Origin of the sequence: Cytobacillus oceanisediminis, assembly GCF_003182355.1 — a bacterium.
GTDB classification, from domain to species: domain Bacteria; phylum Bacillota; class Bacilli; order Bacillales; family Cytobacillaceae; genus Cytobacillus; species Cytobacillus oceanisediminis_A.
This window is the reverse complement of sequence record NZ_QGTW01000007.1, coordinates 254822-270722: the sequence shown is the minus strand read 5'-3', so window position 1 is coordinate 270722 and position 15901 is coordinate 254822. Positions and strand designations below refer to the sequence as shown.

The 15901-nt window shown below is 41.6% G+C and carries 12 protein-coding genes, 17 tRNA genes and 2 rRNA genes; 29 read left to right on the top strand and 2 right to left on the bottom strand.

The annotated features are described in order from the left end of the window. The 18 genes from DFO73_RS15220 to DFO73_RS15135 form a co-directional block, all read left to right on the top strand. Positions 1-141: ribosomal RNA gene (locus tag DFO73_RS15220) — 23S ribosomal RNA — on the top strand; the annotation flags it as partial. A 124-nt stretch (positions 142-265) separates the two neighbouring features. Next, positions 266-382 (top strand): 5S ribosomal RNA (rrf, locus tag DFO73_RS15215). 19 nt (positions 383-401) lie between these two features. Further along, a tRNA-Asn gene (locus tag DFO73_RS15210) sits at positions 402-476 on the top strand. Positions 477-479: 3 nt separating this feature from the next. After that, positions 480-570: transfer RNA gene (locus DFO73_RS15205), tRNA-Ser, on the top strand. A 16-nt stretch (positions 571-586) separates the two neighbouring features. Beyond that, positions 587-661, top strand: a tRNA-Glu gene (locus DFO73_RS15200). A 4-nt stretch (positions 662-665) separates the two neighbouring features. Continuing rightward, positions 666-741, top strand: a tRNA-Val gene (locus DFO73_RS15195). 11 nt (positions 742-752) lie between these two features. Beyond that, positions 753-826 (top strand) — tRNA-Met (locus DFO73_RS15190). Positions 827-829: 3 nt separating this feature from the next. Next, positions 830-906, top strand: a tRNA-Asp gene (locus tag DFO73_RS15185). Between the two features lie 12 nt (positions 907-918). After that, positions 919-994 (top strand) — tRNA-Phe (locus DFO73_RS15180). A gap of 7 nt (positions 995-1001) precedes the next feature. Continuing rightward, positions 1002-1077, top strand: a tRNA-Thr gene (locus tag DFO73_RS15175). A 21-nt stretch (positions 1078-1098) separates the two neighbouring features. Then, positions 1099-1182, top strand: a tRNA-Tyr gene (locus DFO73_RS15170). Positions 1183-1189: 7 nt separating this feature from the next. After that, positions 1190-1263: transfer RNA gene (locus DFO73_RS15165), tRNA-Trp, on the top strand. 11 nt (positions 1264-1274) lie between these two features. Further along, positions 1275-1350, top strand: a tRNA-His gene (locus tag DFO73_RS15160). A gap of 60 nt (positions 1351-1410) precedes the next feature. After that, positions 1411-1485: transfer RNA gene (locus DFO73_RS15155), tRNA-Gln, on the top strand. A gap of 4 nt (positions 1486-1489) precedes the next feature. After that, positions 1490-1564, top strand: a tRNA-Gly gene (locus tag DFO73_RS15150). An 18-nt stretch (positions 1565-1582) separates the two neighbouring features. Next, positions 1583-1656 (top strand) — tRNA-Cys (locus DFO73_RS15145). Between the two features lie 28 nt (positions 1657-1684). Further along, positions 1685-1773, top strand: a tRNA-Leu gene (locus DFO73_RS15140). Between the two features lie 23 nt (positions 1774-1796). Then, a tRNA-Leu gene (locus DFO73_RS15135) sits at positions 1797-1878 on the top strand. 1065 nt (positions 1879-2943) lie between these two features. Here the strand turns inward: DFO73_RS15135 and DFO73_RS29375 are convergent. Continuing rightward, on the bottom strand, positions 2944-3396 hold the full coding sequence (locus DFO73_RS29375) for a nuclease-related domain-containing protein (protein WP_258309501.1): 453 nt from the start codon (positions 3394-3396) through the stop codon (positions 2944-2946). A 323-nt stretch (positions 3397-3719) separates the two neighbouring features. Here DFO73_RS29375 and DFO73_RS15125 point away from each other — a divergent pair, with 323 nt between their 5' ends. The 10 genes from DFO73_RS15125 to DFO73_RS15080 all read left to right on the top strand — a co-directional run bounded on the left by DFO73_RS15125 (position 3720) and on the right by DFO73_RS15080 (position 13795). Further along, the gene (locus tag DFO73_RS15125) at positions 3720-4661 is read left to right on the top strand and encodes a carbohydrate ABC transporter permease (RefSeq protein WP_110065580.1); all 942 of its coding nucleotides are present in this window, start codon (positions 3720-3722) and stop codon (positions 4659-4661) included. Further along, positions 4661-5488 (top strand): carbohydrate ABC transporter permease, encoded by an 828-nt coding sequence (locus DFO73_RS15120; RefSeq protein ID WP_110065579.1) that lies wholly within the window; start codon positions 4661-4663, stop codon positions 5486-5488. The genes DFO73_RS15125 and DFO73_RS15120 overlap by 1 nt, the downstream gene beginning before the upstream one ends. Before the next feature lie 72 nt (positions 5489-5560). Further along, positions 5561-6847: an ABC transporter substrate-binding protein gene (locus DFO73_RS15115; RefSeq protein WP_110065578.1), complete on the top strand. Its 1287-nt coding sequence runs from the start codon at positions 5561-5563 to the stop codon at positions 6845-6847. Positions 6848-7183: 336 nt separating this feature from the next. Then, the gene (locus DFO73_RS15110; RefSeq protein ID WP_110065577.1) at positions 7184-8998 is read left to right on the top strand and encodes a sensor histidine kinase; all 1815 of its coding nucleotides are present in this window, start codon (positions 7184-7186) and stop codon (positions 8996-8998) included. Further along, a complete protein-coding gene (locus DFO73_RS15105; RefSeq protein WP_110065576.1) occupies positions 8976-9707 on the top strand; it encodes a response regulator transcription factor in 732 nt (243 codons plus the stop codon). The genes DFO73_RS15110 and DFO73_RS15105 overlap by 23 nt, the downstream gene beginning before the upstream one ends. A gap of 20 nt (positions 9708-9727) precedes the next feature. Further along, complete coding sequence (locus DFO73_RS15100) at positions 9728-10468, top strand: ThuA domain-containing protein (RefSeq protein ID WP_110065575.1); 741 nt, start codon at positions 9728-9730, stop codon at positions 10466-10468. A 1-nt stretch (position 10469) separates the two neighbouring features. After that, positions 10470-11498: a Gfo/Idh/MocA family protein gene (locus DFO73_RS15095; protein ID WP_110065574.1), complete on the top strand. Its 1029-nt coding sequence runs from the start codon at positions 10470-10472 to the stop codon at positions 11496-11498. 9 nt (positions 11499-11507) lie between these two features. Then, the gene (locus tag DFO73_RS15090; protein WP_110065573.1) at positions 11508-12545 is read left to right on the top strand and encodes a Gfo/Idh/MocA family protein; all 1038 of its coding nucleotides are present in this window, start codon (positions 11508-11510) and stop codon (positions 12543-12545) included. Positions 12546-12565: 20 nt separating this feature from the next. Then, positions 12566-13534, top strand: coding sequence for a sugar phosphate isomerase/epimerase family protein (locus tag DFO73_RS15085; RefSeq protein WP_110065572.1), 969 nt, complete (start codon positions 12566-12568; stop codon positions 13532-13534). Positions 13535-13721: 187 nt separating this feature from the next. Beyond that, positions 13722-13795 (top strand) — tRNA-Gly (locus DFO73_RS15080). Between the two features lie 114 nt (positions 13796-13909). Here the strand turns inward: DFO73_RS15080 and DFO73_RS15075 are convergent. After that, positions 13910-14578, bottom strand: a complete 669-nt coding sequence (locus tag DFO73_RS15075; RefSeq protein WP_110065571.1) for a B3/B4 domain-containing protein — start codon at positions 14576-14578, stop codon at positions 13910-13912. A 108-nt stretch (positions 14579-14686) separates the two neighbouring features. Here DFO73_RS15075 and queG point away from each other — a divergent pair, with 108 nt between their 5' ends. Beyond that, on the top strand, positions 14687-15820 hold the full coding sequence (gene queG, locus DFO73_RS15070; protein WP_110065570.1) for a tRNA epoxyqueuosine(34) reductase QueG: 1134 nt from the start codon (positions 14687-14689) through the stop codon (positions 15818-15820). The last annotated feature ends 81 nt before the right edge of the window (positions 15821-15901 follow it).

Genomic DNA, 15901 nt, shown 5'->3' with positions numbered 1-15901 from the left:
CATGAAGCCCCCCTCGAGATGAGATTTCCCATAGCGTCAAGCTAGTAAGATCCCTGAAAGATGATCAGGTTGATAGGTCAGAGGTGGAAGCGTGGCGACATGTGGAGCTGACTGATACTAATCGATCGAGGACTTAACCAAATTATTGGTATTACTCGGCAACACTTCTTCATGCATTATCTAGTTTTGAGGGAACGAAAATTTTAAATTTCCTCTTGAAAAATCATAAAAAGACGGTATAATAATACTTGTCTTTGAAAAATAGTCTGGTGGCGATAGCGAGAAGGTCACACCCGTTCCCATACCGAACACGGAAGTTAAGCTTCTCAGCGCCGATGGTAGTTGGGGGCTGTCCCCCTGTGAGAGTAGGACGCTGCCGGGCTGTTTCATTATATCACTATTCCGCAGTAGCTCAGTGGTAGAGCATTCGGCTGTTAACCGAACGGTCGTAGGTTCGAATCCTACCTGCGGAGCCATATGGAGAGCTGTCCGAGTGGCCGAAGGAGCACGATTGGAAATCGTGTATACGCTAACCGCGTATCAAGGGTTCAAATCCCTTGCTCTCCGCCATTATAAATTTCATATTGGCCCCTTGGTCAAGCGGTTAAGACACCGCCCTTTCACGGCGGTAACACGGGTTCGAATCCCGTAGGGGTCACCATTTTGGAGGATTAGCTCAGCTGGGAGAGCATCTGCCTTACAAGCAGAGGGTCGGCGGTTCGATCCCGTCATCCTCCACCATATAATATTATCGCGGGGTGGAGCAGTCCGGTAGCTCGTCGGGCTCATAACCCGAAGGTCGCAGGTTCAAATCCTGCCCCCGCAATCTGGTCCGGTAGTTCAGTTGGTTAGAATGCCTGCCTGTCACGCAGGAGGTCGCGGGTTCGAGTCCCGTCCGGACCGCCATTTTTAAAATGTGGCTCAGTAGCTCAGTCGGTAGAGCAAAGGACTGAAAATCCTTGTGTCGGCGGTTCGATTCCGTCCTGAGCCACCATTTATAAGCCGGTTTAGCTCAATTGGTAGAGCAACTGACTTGTAATCAGTAGGTTGGGGGTTCAAGTCCTCTAGCCGGCACCATTTTTCTTATAAAGTAATAACGGAGGGGTAGCGAAGTGGCTAAACGCGGCGGACTGTAAATCCGCTCCTTCGGGTTCGGCAGTTCGAATCTGCCCCCCTCCACCATTTAAATAGGGGTATAGTTTAATGGTAAAACGAAGGTCTCCAAAACCTTTGATGTGGGTTCGATTCCTACTACCCCTGCCAATATTATGATGGCGGCTGTGGCGAAGTGGTTAACGCATCGGATTGTGGCTCCGACACTCGTGGGTTCGATTCCCATCAGTCGCCCCATAATTTTAAAAGTGATAAAACAAGCAGTAAACTCATATATATGTAACATGAAATTGTCAATGGGCTATAGCCAAGCGGTAAGGCACCGGACTTTGACTCCGTCACTCGCAGGTTCGAATCCTGCTAGCCCAGCCATTTTGCGGAAGTAGTTCAGTGGTAGAACATCACCTTGCCAAGGTGAGGGTCGCGGGTTCGAATCCCGTCTTCCGCTCCAGAGAACTTTAAACTTTATGGCGGCATAGCCAAGTGGTAAGGCAGAGGTCTGCAAAACCTTTACCACCGGTTCGAATCCGGTTGCCGCCTCCAAAAGTTAAATCTTGAAACGCTGATATATGCCGGGGTGGCGGAACTGGCAGACGCACAGGACTTAAAATCCTGCGGTAGGTGACTACCGTACCGGTTCGATTCCGGTCCTCGGCACCACAAGATTTACTACATTTTAATATGCCGGTGTGGCGGAATTGGCAGACGCGCACGACTCAAAATCGTGTTCCTTCTGGAGTGTCGGTTCGACCCCGACCACCGGTATCATGAAAAAACGGTTTTCCTTATGGAAAACCGTTTTTTTTGTGCTCTTAGTATTTTGAACATGATGTGGTAAATGAATAAACCAAACATGAAAAGCTTGCTGAGAAGTTTGGAAATAAATTAGATGGAATGAACTTGTTTCTTGAATAAAGGAGCCATTTGCTTTTGTTTTAGGCTTATATTATTATCTTCAATTATCTTAATAAAAGGTTCCGAACGATTCAGAGGCTGGTTTCGAAGGAGTTCTGAATAGTTCGGAAGGCTAGTGAAAGATATAAGAGATAAATTAAGCGAGATCTGCTGAATAGTACCAGGCAGCTCAAGGAATAACGTAAATTAATTTCGGAATAATGCCGGTGAAACAAGATAAGTAGATCTACTGGAAATTAATTTCCCTGAATAGAGCAGTTGAATAGGAAAAGTGGATTCTAAAGGGAACTAATCGTGTGGAATAGAGCCGTTGATCAAGGAAAATTAATTCCAAATTGAACTATCCCCCTGAACAGTATCGATGCTTAAGGAGGTGTACATCTAACTGGGAATCAGCCAATTAAGAATTGGCATTCTAACAGATACTAGTTATGAATCACTTCAATTTTTATCTGCATGGATCGAAGTATGAAGATTTTCCATTGGTAATGTGCTTATAGTTGCTTGCTAAAGTTCTCCTAATTCTCTTTTTTAATTGAATGACTTTACACCATTCGTGTATGCTATTTGTTGATATCTTCATTTCTGGAAACAGGACTCTAAATTCTTCAGTACTTCTTACGATTGCTGAATCAATATCTTCCTTGCAGCCGCATTCTCTACAAACTAATCCTGATTTATGTAATGGTTTCATAAATTGTTGTCAAGCTGCACAGGTTATCCCCTTTTCCAGCTCCTCAAACGTATACTCAGGTTTCTTTGCAAATGGGGTTTCCTTCAAATTCAAAGATATTAATTTTTCAGTTAGCTTTAAATGTTTTTCTTTTGAGTTTATGGCTTTCAATTTCAATTTGAGTAAAAAGCGGTTAAGCTGAGCAGGAAATACAGCAGGAGGTTCAAGGGAGCTTGATATAATTAAAATTCGGGGTTAATGAAGATAAGGTAGGATTTTATAGGAGCATTAAATCCAAGGTCTAGTAGAAGTCGCCTTAGCAATGATTCGCTTCGCTGCAGCTGAAGGAGTGGGTTTTTGATTTCAGATTTTGAAGTAGTGCACCATTTGTCATGGTTAATATAAAAGTCCCCTTCATAGTTTTTAATCTCAAAAACATAAATACAGTCTCCAGTTATAAGCAGTGAGTCAATTTGGAAAATGGTATTGCTATATTCCAGCAATAAATCATTAAGTATGATCGATTCATCAGGCATGCTTTGCAGCAGCATGTCAAACTGCTTTTCCCCAGTAAATCCTTTTCTAAGTAGAGATAATGTGTGTAATTCTTTGAAGTAAGCTTCATCCGAATATTTAAATATCGGAGCAGTTTCAATCCTTCTGTCTCGTAACGATGTTTTAGAATCATGTTTCACATCCTTTATTCAAGATTAATTTATTCTATGTAATATTTCCTGTTATAACAAGATAAAATATTTATGCTAACATCATAAAAATAGTTCCCAGTAAAATTGAAGCGCACATCCCACTTTATTTGCTAAGCTAAATTCAGTATTAGAAGCATTGGTGCATATAAACATAACTTCAAAGCTCTCACCCTGGTGAGAGCTTTTTCTTTACCTGGAACAGAAGTCAAAATATTGCACCATTTTGGTCAATTGAGTCACCTATATATGCAAGCGTTTTCAAATATAATATAGGAAAGCGTTTGCAAGAGCAGAGGGGGCGGTGAAAAGGATTGGAGACAAAGATCCAGATTGAAGAACCAGTTATTCAATCAGAGGTGAAAACAGTATCCAGGAAAAAGGCGAAGCTAAAGGGGATCTTAACATATGGTGCTTTTGTGGGACCGGCGTTGTTATTTTTCCTTGTGATTCAAATTATTCCTTTTTCAATGGGGATTTATTATTCGTTTACTTCCTGGAATGGTGTTAGTTCTGTAGTTGAATGGGTAGGACTTGAAAATTATATTAAGATTTTTAAGAATGATCCCAAGTTCTTTGATTCATTTGTTTTTACAACAAAGTTTATGTTTGCTTCGGTTATTATTAGTAATTTAATAGGGTTTGGACTGGCTTTATTATTAAATGCAGCATTGAAGTCAAGGAATTTATTGCGGACTGTTTTCTTTATTCCGAATGTCATTGGCGGATTATTGCTTGGGTTCATTTGGCAGTTTATTTTTGTAAAGGGGTTTGCTGCAATTGGAAACCTTACTGATCTTTCAGTTTTTAAGCTGCCTTGGCTCGGTGATGAGACCACTGCTTTTTGGGGAATTGTGATTGTGTTTGGCTGGCAGATAAGCGGTTATATGATGGTCATTTATATTGCGGCTCTTCAAGGGGTTGATCAAAATCTGTTGGAGGCGGCGAGGATAGATGGAGCATCAAATTGGACACTGCTGACCCAAATCATTATCCCGCTTATTTTACCGGCATTTACAATCTGTTTCTTCTTAACTATTTCGATGGCATTTAAAATATTTGACCTGAATATTTCGCTTACTGGCGGAGGTCCATTTAATTCAACACAATCAGTTGCGATTAACATCTACCAGGAAGCATTCCAAAATAACCGGTACGGCCTGGGTACAGCGAAATCAATTTTATTCTTCCTGGTTGTTGCGATCTTCACAACTGTCCAGGTTATGATGACGAAGAAGAGGGAGGTTGAGGCATAATGAACCCAAAATACACGAAGTATACGTTTCTTCTAGAAGTTATCGGAATTGTATTAGGTGTTATTTTCCTCATTCCTTTCTACTTCGTTCTCGTTAATTCCGTAAAGGGGTTTGCTGATATTTTGATCGATGCTGCGGCTTGGCCAAAAGAATTTCTCTTCTCAAATTACGTAAAGGTATGGGATATTATTAATTTTCCGCGGGCCTTCTGGAATTCGCTTATAATTACAGTAATCAGCAATATCGGCCTTGTTGTCATTAGCTCAATGGCTGCCTGGAAAATGGTTCGGACACCGGGAAAAATCAGCAAAATTCTGTTTGTATTCTTTGTATCCGCTATGGTCATTCCTTTTCAGACGGTCATGATCCCGCTGATGAAGCTAGGCGGTGCATTAAATATGACAAACAGTATACCGGGATTAATCATAATGTATTTTGGCTTTGGAGTACCGTTATCTTTGTTCCTGTATCACGGATTTATCAAAACAGTTCCAATTGAAATTGAAGAATCAGCAAGGATTGACGGGTGCAGTCAATTTGGTGTCTTCTGGCGAATTGTTTTTCCGCTCTTAAAGCCAATTACTGTAACAGTCATTATTTTAAATACATTGTGGATTTGGAATGATTACTTATTACCGCTGCTTGTGCTGCAGGATGCAGAGCTTCGTACGATACCATTGGCAACGAGCTCATTCTTTGCTCAATACACGAAGCAGTGGGATATGGGGCTGGCCGCTCTTGTAATGGGCATTACACCGGTTATTATTTTCTTCTTGTTTCTCCAGAAGCATATTATTAAAGGCATTGCTTCAGGTTCTATTAAATAGTTGTAGAGATTTTTGCTGCCTTACACTTTGGCGGCAAAAATTTATATAAAAAATTTAGGGGGGAATACCAATATGAAACGCTATGCTCTTATATTGCTGTCATTGATTTTGGCGGCAGGCATTATTGCAGGCTGTTCTTCTTCAAGCTCTTCAGGGGACGAAAAGCCAAAGGATGATTCAAAAAATGAGGATGAAGTTGTAACACTGAATATGTTCCAATTTAAAGTTGAAATTGCCGAACAGCTTCAGGAAATGATTACTGAGTTTGAAAAAGAACATCCAAATATCAAAGTTAAGCTTGAGACTGTTGGCGGAGGTGCTGACTATAGTGCCGCTTTAAAAGCGAAATTTGCTTCGGGCGAACATCCTGATATTTTTAACAATGGCGGATTTAAAGAGCTGGAGCTCTGGAAAGAGCATCTTGCTGACCTGTCAAATGAGCCATGGGCAGAGCACGTGCTTCCAATCGGAAAAGTGCCAATGACAGATACAGATGGCAAGCTTTACGGTATGCCGGTAAACCTTGAAGGCTATGGATTTATTTATAATAAAGATTTATTTGAAGAAGCGGGAATTAAAGAGCCTCCTAACACGATTTCCGAGCTTAAGGATGCTGCTAAGAAACTAGAAGATAAAGGGCTTACGCCTTTCTCTGCCGGCTATGGCGAATGGTGGGTAATCGGGCAGCACTTATTAAATATTCCATTTGCACAGCAGGAAGATCCGGTTGCTTATATCGAAGGTTTATATAGCGGATCTGAAAAAATCACGGGCAATGACAAATTTAAAGAGTTTAAAGAAGTAATGGATACAGAAATCAACTTCGGAAATGACAACCCATTAACTACTGATTACAATACGCAAGTTACATTATTTGCTTCAGGTAAAACGGCAATGCTGCAGCAAGGAAACTGGACAGAGAATATGATTACTGAAATTAATCCAGATATTAATATGGGCTTCCTGCCGATCCCGTTAAGCGATGATGAAGCAACGGCGGACCGTTTGCCCGTTGGAGTTCCTAACAACTGGGTACTTAATAAAAATTCAGAGCATCTTGAAGAGGCAAAACTATTCCTTGATTGGATGGTATCATCTGAAACAGGAAAACGTTATATCACAGAAGAATTCGCGTTCATTCCAGCCTTTGACAATATTGAGCCTAACGGTTTAGGACCACTAGGCCAATCAATTCTTGAATATTCGAAAGAAGATAAAACGATTCCTTGGACTTGGTTCAGATGGCCGGATGGAGCGAACAAAGAGTTTGCAGCAACCATCCAAGAATATGCTGCAGGTAAAATTGATTATGATACTGTTCTGGAAAGGTTCCAGGCTTCATGGGATAACCTGAAATAGTTTAGTTTTAATAAAAATAGAAAGCATGTCTGCTGCAGATATGCTTTCTATTGTATCTATTACTAAAAAAATATATCTGTCTGACAAAGTTCCCTTTAACGCAGTCTCAGGGCATTATTCTCTGGTTTTGGGAGAATTGTAAACATGCCGAAGCACGAGACACCCGTAGAGGCCCCCTTTAAAGAACTAAGATTAAAAGCGCCACGTCCTGGCAGCGTTAGAGTGACTCATATCCTGTGAGCCTCAACTAACACTCCATGGGGAAAAAGAAAATCCCCGCGGAGTGAAGTTTCGCTTTATACTATTGTAAAGACAACATGGCAGCGGGGGATTTAAATGATTAAGGGGAGCATTAGAAATAAATTGATTGTTCTATTGCTGATTGCGACGATTGTGCCTTTTGGGGCGTCAATTGTGATTACGTATTACCATACGACGGAATCACTGAAGAATCAGGCTGTTAAAGAAAATAGCAATCTATTATACCAAGGCAAGGTGAACCTTGAAAGCTACATAAATGAACTGAACGGATTGACACTATCCCTGTATAATAATCCGGGGTTTATTAACTTTATAAGAGACCCTCAAAAAGAAAATAATTATCAGGCTGTAGATGCAACTAGAAATGTGATTTCAACCATTCTGTATGCAGAAGAAAATATAAAAAGAGTAAACATTGCAATATTGAAGGAAGACAGGCTTATATCCGCTTCCAAGCGCTCCACGGTTATTTTTTCAAAGAAATTAAGGAACCTCAATCGAGAGTACTATGCAAAGGCAAAAGAAAGCCCAAGCAATATGTATCTCGAACCCATTCATAAGATTAAGGAACCAGAGGATAAAAAGCCTAAAAATGTGATCACGCTCCACCGTTCACTGATCAATATCCCATCTGATGATGTGCTGGCCTATATTTCTTTGGAGTTTTCTCCGGATCAAATCAACAACATTAGCCGCAACCTTTATACGAATGGGAATGAGGAATTTTATATTGTATCTCCTGAGGGAGAATTGATATACCGGTCTAATGATGAGAGTGAAGGAGGAACCAACAAGCCTAAGTGGATCGATTGGGTAACCAAAACGGACAAAGAAAACGGTACAGTTGAATGGAAAGAAGGTTCATTTAACGGTGTTATGATTTATGATCAAGTGTCGGAAAATTCAGGCGGCTGGTACCTCGTAAAAAGAGTTCCTTATACAACCTTATATGAAAGTGCATTTAGTGTAGCAAAAATAAATATTATGTTTGGAGCTATCGGGCTTCTTCTCGTCATTCTCGCTACATTATTTATCTCTTTTAAAATAACCTTTCCGATCAAAGTGCTTCTTCAATACATCGAACAGGTAGAAAAGGGTAACCTGAAGGTTCGTTTTAAATCTATTGGGAATGATGAGATTGGTTATCTCGGTGATAGGTTTAAACAAATGATCGATAAAATTAATGATTTGATAAACCGGGAGTATAAATTGCAATTGGAAAATAAAACGAACCAGCTTAAGGTTTTGCAGTCACAGGTGAATCCGCATTTTTTATATAACGCATTGCAGTCAATCGGTACTGCTGCTTTAAAGAATCAGGTTCCGCAAATTTATTCGTCAGTTACCCGGCTATCAAAAATCATGAGATATAGCATGAATATGGAAGAAGATATGGTTCCGCTTTTAAAAGAGATTGAGCATACCAAAGCATATCTTCTGCTGCAAAAAGAGCGGTTTGGAGATCAGCTTCAATTCTCCTTTAAGCTTGATGAAGAGGCTATGAAGATACTGTTACCCAAAATGATTTTGCAGCCAATTGTTGAAAATTATTTCAAGCATGGCTTTGATGCACGCGAAAAAACAGGAGAGATTAAAATTGCCTGCAGGCAGGATGAATTCTTTCTGGATATTGTTGTTGAGGATAATGGCACAGGTGTATCGGTAACCAGACTTGACGAAATCCAAAGAAATCTGATTAATGACCAGATTGGACAAAAGGGTGAAGAAACCAATATTGGTTTGAAAAATGTGTATGTACGTTTAAAGCTTTATTATGGGGATCGGGCATATCTTCAACTTAGGAATCTCGAGCAAGGCGGGCTGCTTGTTTCTATTAAACTTCCAAAAAGGATGGAAGGTGGTAAAGATGAAAGCGATAATCGTGGATGATGAAAAGCATGTGCGTGAAGGTTTAATGCTATTAGCGGATTGGAGCCGTTTTGGCATCAAGACGATCATGGAAGCGGTTGATGGAAATGAGGCGGTGAAGCTCATAACCGAGCATCGTCCCGAAATTATTTTTACCGATATGAGAATGCCGAAGAGAGATGGAATCAGTCTTTTAAAATGGATACATTCATCGGATATTTCCAGCAAAACGATTGTAGTCAGCGGATATGATGATTTTGAATACATGAGGAATGCAATCTGCTATAAAAGCTTTGATTACATCCTGAAGCCAATCGACCCGGAAATTTTAAATGAAACATTGGAAAGAGCTATTACCGAATGGAATCAGCAAACTTATCCCGGCAAACCCCAGCAGGATGATTGCGGAGAAAAGAATGTCATGCAGCAAATAGAAGAGTTTTTGCTGGAAAGCTACAACAAAGATATCAACCTTCAGGAAATTGCTGACCGGTTTTACTTGAGCAGGGAGTATATTTCAAGAAAGTTTAAACAGGAATATCAGGCTACTATCACCGATTTTATAACAAATATCCGTATGGAAAAGGCGAAAGAGCTATTACAGAATCCTAAGCTTAAAATCTATGAAATTGCTTTTCGAGTCGGCTATCAGGATGAAAAATATTTTAGCAAGGTGTTTAAAAAGACAGCAGGGATTTCTCCGAATGAATATAGAAGCTCGCTGATTTAATAACAGAAGGAGGAGTAACCATGATTAACGTGTTAGTTTGGAATGAGAACCGCCATGAAAAGAAGGATGAAAAGGTAAGAGCGGTGTACCCGGATGGAATTCACGGTGCGATCGCCGGCTTTTTAAAAAATGAAGAATATAAGGTTAGTACTGCAACATTGGATGAGCCGGAGCATGGGCTTACTGATATTGTTTTAAAGGAAACAGACGTATTGATTTGGTGGGGACATCTCGCCCATGGGGAAGTAGAAGATTCAATCGTTGAAAAGGTAAAACAAAGAGTGCTTGAAGGAATGGGGCTGATTATTCTTCATTCAGGGCATTTCTCCAAAATCTTTAAAGCGTTAATGGGAACCTCTTGTGATTTAAAGTGGAGGGAAGCAGATGAAAAGGAACGGATTTGGATTGTAGACCCGAGCCACCCGATTGCGGCAGGATTGGGAGAATATATCGAGCTTGAACGCGAGGAAATGTATGGAGAGCATTTCGATATTCCTGCACCAGATGAGCTTGTAATGGTTAGCTGGTTTGAAGGCGGGGAGGTTTTCCGTAGCGGCTGTACATATAAAAGGGGAAAGGGAAAGGTGTTTTATTTCCGTCCAGGGCATGAAACGTATCCAACTTATTATCAGAAGGACATTCAGCAAGTCATTAAAAACGCTGTTCAGTGGGCTAAGCCTGCCGATCTTCCAACACCGGTTTATGGAAACGCAAAACCATTGGAGAAAATCAGTATGAAGCGTGAAGGAGTTGAGAAATAAGATGGAGAAAATCAGAATAGGGATTATTGGCTGCGGGAGTATAGCGAAGCATCGCCATATGCCTGAATATCATGCAAACAGCGGGACGATTATTGCAGCGGTTTGTGACATTGAAGAAGACCGGGTACAGGAGTATGCTGAATTGTACCATGCAAAAGCGTACACCGACTATAAAGAATTGCTTGCTGATGCTAATGTGGATGCAGTCAGTGTCTGCACACCGAATTATCTGCATGCTCCCATTTCAATTGCTGCACTGAATGCAGGGAAGCATGTCCTATGCGAAAAACCAATGGCAACTTCAAAGGAAGAGGCGCTGGAAATGATTGAAGCAGCCCATAAAAATAGTAAAAAACTAATGATTGCACACAACCAGAGATTCGTCACGTCACATAAAAAAGCCAAAAAATTAATTGAAAAAGGCGAAGCCGGAAAAATCTACAGCTTCCGGACAGCTTTTGGCCATGGCGGACCTGAGGGGTGGAGTGCCGATGGCAAAGAAAGCTGGTTTTTCAAAAAGGACCAGGCTTTCATTGGAGCAATGGGCGACCTTGGTGTCCATAAAACGGATTTGCTTCGCTATGTACTTGGAGAAGAGTTCACAGAGGTCGGAGCCTTTGTAGAAACGAGTGCAAAGAAAAATGCAGATGTAGATGATACTGCCGTTTGTATATTGAAAACAGAAAGCGGTGTGATCGGGACATTGGCAGCAAGCTGGTCTTATGTTTCAAAAGAGGATAACTCTACGATTATCTATGGAGAAAAAGCCATTTTGCGGTTGGAGGATGATCCAGTAAATTCGCTGATTGTGCAATATGCCAACGGTGACACTGTAAAGTTTGAACTTGGCGGCATCCAGACCAATGATGAAGGCGGGCAAAAGAGTTCAGGGGTAATCAACCATTTTGTGGATTGCATTGTCAATGATCAAGAGCCTGCTATTCCAGGTTCAGAGGGAATGAAGTCGCTTGAAGTTATTCTCGCTGCTCTGGAATCCAGCGAGACAAAACAAATCGTTAAAATTAATTGAGGTGCGCCAATGAGGAAATTGCGGATAGGGATCATCGGAGCGGGCGGGATTGCCCAATCCAGGCACATTCCTGCCTTTTTAAAATTCTCTGATAACGCAACCATTACGGCTGTATGCGATTTAAATGAAGAAACAGCAAAAAGAGCTGCAGATCAATTCGGTATACAAAAGTCTATAACAAATTATAAGGACTTGTTCAGTGAAACGGATGCAGTGGTCATTTGTACTCCGAATAAGTTTCATTCTGAGATTACAGTTGCTGCACTGGAAGCCGGGCAGCATGTGTTGTGTGAAAAGCCGATGGCAATGTCATCACAGGAATGCGAAGAAATGGCTAAAGCAAGGGACAGGTCCGGAAAGGTCCTGGCTATTGCTTATCATTACCGATTTATGAAAGAAGCACAAGCTGCTAAAAAGCTCATTCTTGCAAATGAAATTGGGCAGCCATTTGTTGCAAGGGCAAGGGCCATGAGAAGGCGGAAGGTGCCGGGCTGGGGTGTTTTTACGGATAAGGAACTGCAGGGCGGCGGAAGCTTGATTGATTATGGATGCCATCTATTGGATCTCTCGCTTTGGCTGATGGGGAATCCAAAAGAAACAGAAGTAATCGGGTCAGCTTATAATACGTTAAGCAAAATGCCTGATCAGGTTAATCTATGGGGCAGGTTTAACCATAAAACCTTTAATGTTGATGACCACGTAACAGCATGCATAAAATTTGCAAATGGTGCATCTCTGCTTTTTGAAACCTCCTGGTCAGCTAATATTGAAGGTGATGAAGAAAGTGTCAGCCTTTCAGGTGAGTATGGAGGGATCGATTTGTTTCCATTCAGGATGAACCAATCCAAGCATGGGATGCTGCTCAACACCCAACCGGAATGGCTGCCTGGGGAGGATGACTATGCGCTTGCCCAAACGCGGAATTTTATTAATACCTGTTTGGGCAGGGAGGAATTTATAGTTAAAGCGGAAGAAGCTTTACAGACAACAAGAATAATTGATGCGATTTATAAAAACAGTGAAACAGGAGAAAGAGAACAATTCTAAAGAAGCAGGAGGGGACACTTGTGAAGCTCGGAGTGTTTACGGTTCTTTTTGCGGAAAAAAACTTTGAGGATATGCTTGACCATGTGAAGGCTGCTGGGCTAAAGGCAGTCGAAATCGGAACGGGTGCTTATCCCGGAAATGCCCATTGCAATCTGCAGGAGCTATTGGAAAATGAAGACCTTCGCCAAGATTATGTGGAAAAGGTTACTTCCAGAGGACTGGAAATCAGCGCATTCAGCTGCCATGGCAATCCGATTTCACCTGATAAAGCTTTTGCTGAGGAATCAGACAGAGTGTTATTTGATACCATCAAACTGGCAAGCTTGATGAATGTTCCGGTTGTAAACTGTTTTTCCGGAACAGCGGGTGATGGGGAAGATGCCAAGCATCCTAATTGGCCTGTTTCTCCATGGCCAAATGAATATGGTGATGTTTTAAAGTGGCAATGGGAAAAAAAGCTTATTCCTTACTGGAAAAAAGCCGGGAAGTTTGCAACGGAACATAATGTCAAAATCGGGCTGGAGCTCCACGGCGGTTTTCTTGTGCATACACCTTATACGCTTTTAAAATTAAGGGAAGAAACCTGTGAGGCAATCGGGGCCAATTTGGACCCAAGCCATTTATGGTGGCAGGGAATCGACCCTATTGCAGCCATTAAAATACTGGGGAAAGAAAATGCTATTCACCACTTCCATGCAAAAGACACCTATATTGACCAGGAAAATGTAAATATGTACGGCTTAACGGATATGCAGCCATATGGCCATGTCCAGACAAGAGCGTGGACGTTCCGGTCAGTAGGGTGCGGACACAGCCTGCAGGAATGGTCGGACATGATGAGCGCCTTACGGACGTTCGGATACGATTATGTCGTCAGCATCGAGCACGAAGATCCGCTAATGTCGATTGATGAAGGATTTACACGGGCAGTTAAGAATTTAAACTCTATCTTAATTGAAGAGCAGCCTGCTTCCATGTGGTGGGTATAACTCTGATTTTCAAGAGGTGCCGAAGTGGAAATGATCATTCTCTCCGGCACTTTCTTTCGACAAATTTCTCAAAAAGGGTTGACCATTTCTGCTGAATTTAGTACTATTAAATAGTTGATTCGTTATCGGGGCTATTTAGCTTTTGATAAGATTCGACAAAGTGGTTAAATTTAAGATAAATAAAAATGCGGGTGTAGTTTAGTGGTAAAACCTCAGCCTTCCAAGCTGATGATGAGGGTTCGATTCCCTTCACCCGCTCCATACATAGCCAACGCAGTGTTTCGTTCAAAAAGAACGAGGTATTGCGTTTTTTCATTTTTGGCTATTATCCGGTACCAGGTACCACCCGAATTTTGTCGAAATAAAAGGGTGCATTTAGCACCCGATTACCTTAAAGTTCCCTTCGCCCCCATGGACTTGTGTGTACATGTTCATTAATGATTCAACCATTTTCTCAGCTTGCTCGGTTTTAAGTGAAGGGCGCAAATAGATGATTTGAACGGCATTTTTTGTTTGTTCTGTCACAGCTGTTCTTTCAGAGTCGACGAATGGGCTCCCAAAGGGTCCCGCTTCATCTTCGCTAATAATTAAATTGGCCAGTGAATTGGGTCTTCCGTTTAAACCGTTATATTCATCTCCTTCTTTGCCAAGCCTGATAGATAAATCACCAGAAAGCTTGTCTGCATCATAAACGCCAATCGGAATTTGATATTCCAATGAGAAGAAATTGTTAATATCAATTAAGCTATTGACTGGCTGCAGGTAATTCTGCTTTTTAATTCTTCGGTACAGTGCTTCAGCAGAATGACGGTAGCGGTTGGGATCCTTTCCTGCTGTCTTGAAGATCTGTCTCCATTCTTTAATGCCTTCCAGGTCTGTGACGTTTTTATCCTCTAAATCAAAATAGATAGATTCCTGGAACAGCTGGAGACGGCCTTTTACCATTTGCGGTGACTGTCCGACTTCTATATTTGTATATGTAATAATACCGATTTTAAACTGCGGAAATAGTTCGCACAACTCGGGGGAAATCGTAATTTCCAAGCTTTCCACCTCCAAATTCACTTTAAAATAGTTTATCATAATAAGCGATGTTTCTATAAATAATGACCTTATAAATATATAAATTTTCATCGAAGGGAGGTTTTCGATATGGACTTTGCACAGTTCAAGCAAGAAGTAATTGAGTACAGCAAAACAATCGGGATTGATAAAATCGGATTTACAACGGCGAGCACTTTTGACGAGATGAAGAATAGGCTGATCAGGCAGCAGGAGCTTCAGTATCAGTCAGGCTTTGAAGAGCCTGATATTGAAAAGAGGGTAAATCCGGGGCTTTTAGTGGACAAACCGAGGTCGATAATCTCGATTGCCCTAGCATATCCTTCAAAAATGAAGATAAGAGCTATCAGCAAAAAGGGTGAGAGACGAGGGGTCTTTTGCCGTGCTTCGTGGGGTAAAGACTATCACCATGTATTGAGAGACCGCCTTCAAAAGCTTGAAGAATTTATTCAAGCGAGGGTGCCTGAAGCGATCTGCAAATCAATGGTGGATACAGGCGAGCTTGTGGATAGGGCAGTTGCACAGCGGGCTGGCATTGGCTGGAGCGGAAAAAACTGTTCCATCATTACACCGGAATTTGGTTCGTATGTGTACCTGGGAGAAATGATTACGAACCTTCCGTTTGAATCTGATGAGCCAATGGAGGACAGATGCGGCAGCTGCAATAAATGTGTTGAGGTGTGTCCGACGGGAGCTTTAATCCAGGGCGGGCAGCTCGATGCACAGAAGTGTATTGCTTTCTTAACGCAGACAAAAGGTTTCTTGGCAGAACCTTATAGAGAAAAGCTTGGGAACAGGCTTTATGGCTGTGATACCTGCCAAACAGTCTGCCCTGAAAATAAAGGCAAGGACTTTCATTTTCATGAAGAGATGGAGCCGGATCCGGAAGTTGCCAAACCGCTTCTTAGGCCGCTGCTTTTCATTAGAAACCGTGAATTTAAGGAAAAGTTCGGCCCTGTTTCAGGCTCCTGGAGAGGAAAGAAGCCAATTCAGCGAAATGCTATTATTGGATTGGCCCATTATAAAGATGAAACAGCGATCGGTGATCTGATTAAAGTCATGACAACTGATCCGCGGCCAGTAATCAGGGGAACGGCAGCCTGGGCACTGGGGAAAATTGGAGGTGAAGAATCTCTTTCAGCTCTGGAACTAGCTTTACAGCAGGAAAAAGATGAAGAGGTTCTTGCAGAAATCGAAAATGGCTTAAGTTATATAGAACAGTAATGAGGGGGAATTTTCCTCCTCATTTTTTTATGCAATCTAAGCAGAGAAAAGTTTCTTGTGCATAGAAAAGCAACCCGACTA

Excerpts from the sequence above, each read along its gene's own strand:
- DFO73_RS15115 (WP_110065578.1), top strand. The coding sequence starts at position 5,561 with ATGAAACGCTATGCTCTTATATTGCTGTCATTGATTTTGGCGGCAGGC.
- DFO73_RS15100 (WP_110065575.1), top strand. The coding sequence starts at position 9,728 with ATGATTAACGTGTTAGTTTGGAATGAGAACCGCCATGAAAAGAAGGAT.
- DFO73_RS15095 (WP_110065574.1), top strand. The coding sequence starts at position 10,470 with ATGGAGAAAATCAGAATAGGGATTATTGGCTGCGGGAGTATAGCGAAG.
- queG (WP_110065570.1), top strand. The coding sequence starts at position 14,687 with ATGGACTTTGCACAGTTCAAGCAAGAAGTAATTGAGTACAGCAAAACA.
- DFO73_RS15105 (WP_110065576.1), top strand. The coding sequence starts at position 8,976 with ATGAAAGCGATAATCGTGGATGATGAAAAGCATGTGCGTGAAGGTTTA.
- DFO73_RS15120 (WP_110065579.1), top strand. The coding sequence starts at position 4,661 with ATGAACCCAAAATACACGAAGTATACGTTTCTTCTAGAAGTTATCGGA.
- DFO73_RS15090 (WP_110065573.1), top strand. The coding sequence starts at position 11,508 with ATGAGGAAATTGCGGATAGGGATCATCGGAGCGGGCGGGATTGCCCAA.
- DFO73_RS15110 (WP_110065577.1), top strand. The coding sequence starts at position 7,184 with ATGATTAAGGGGAGCATTAGAAATAAATTGATTGTTCTATTGCTGATT.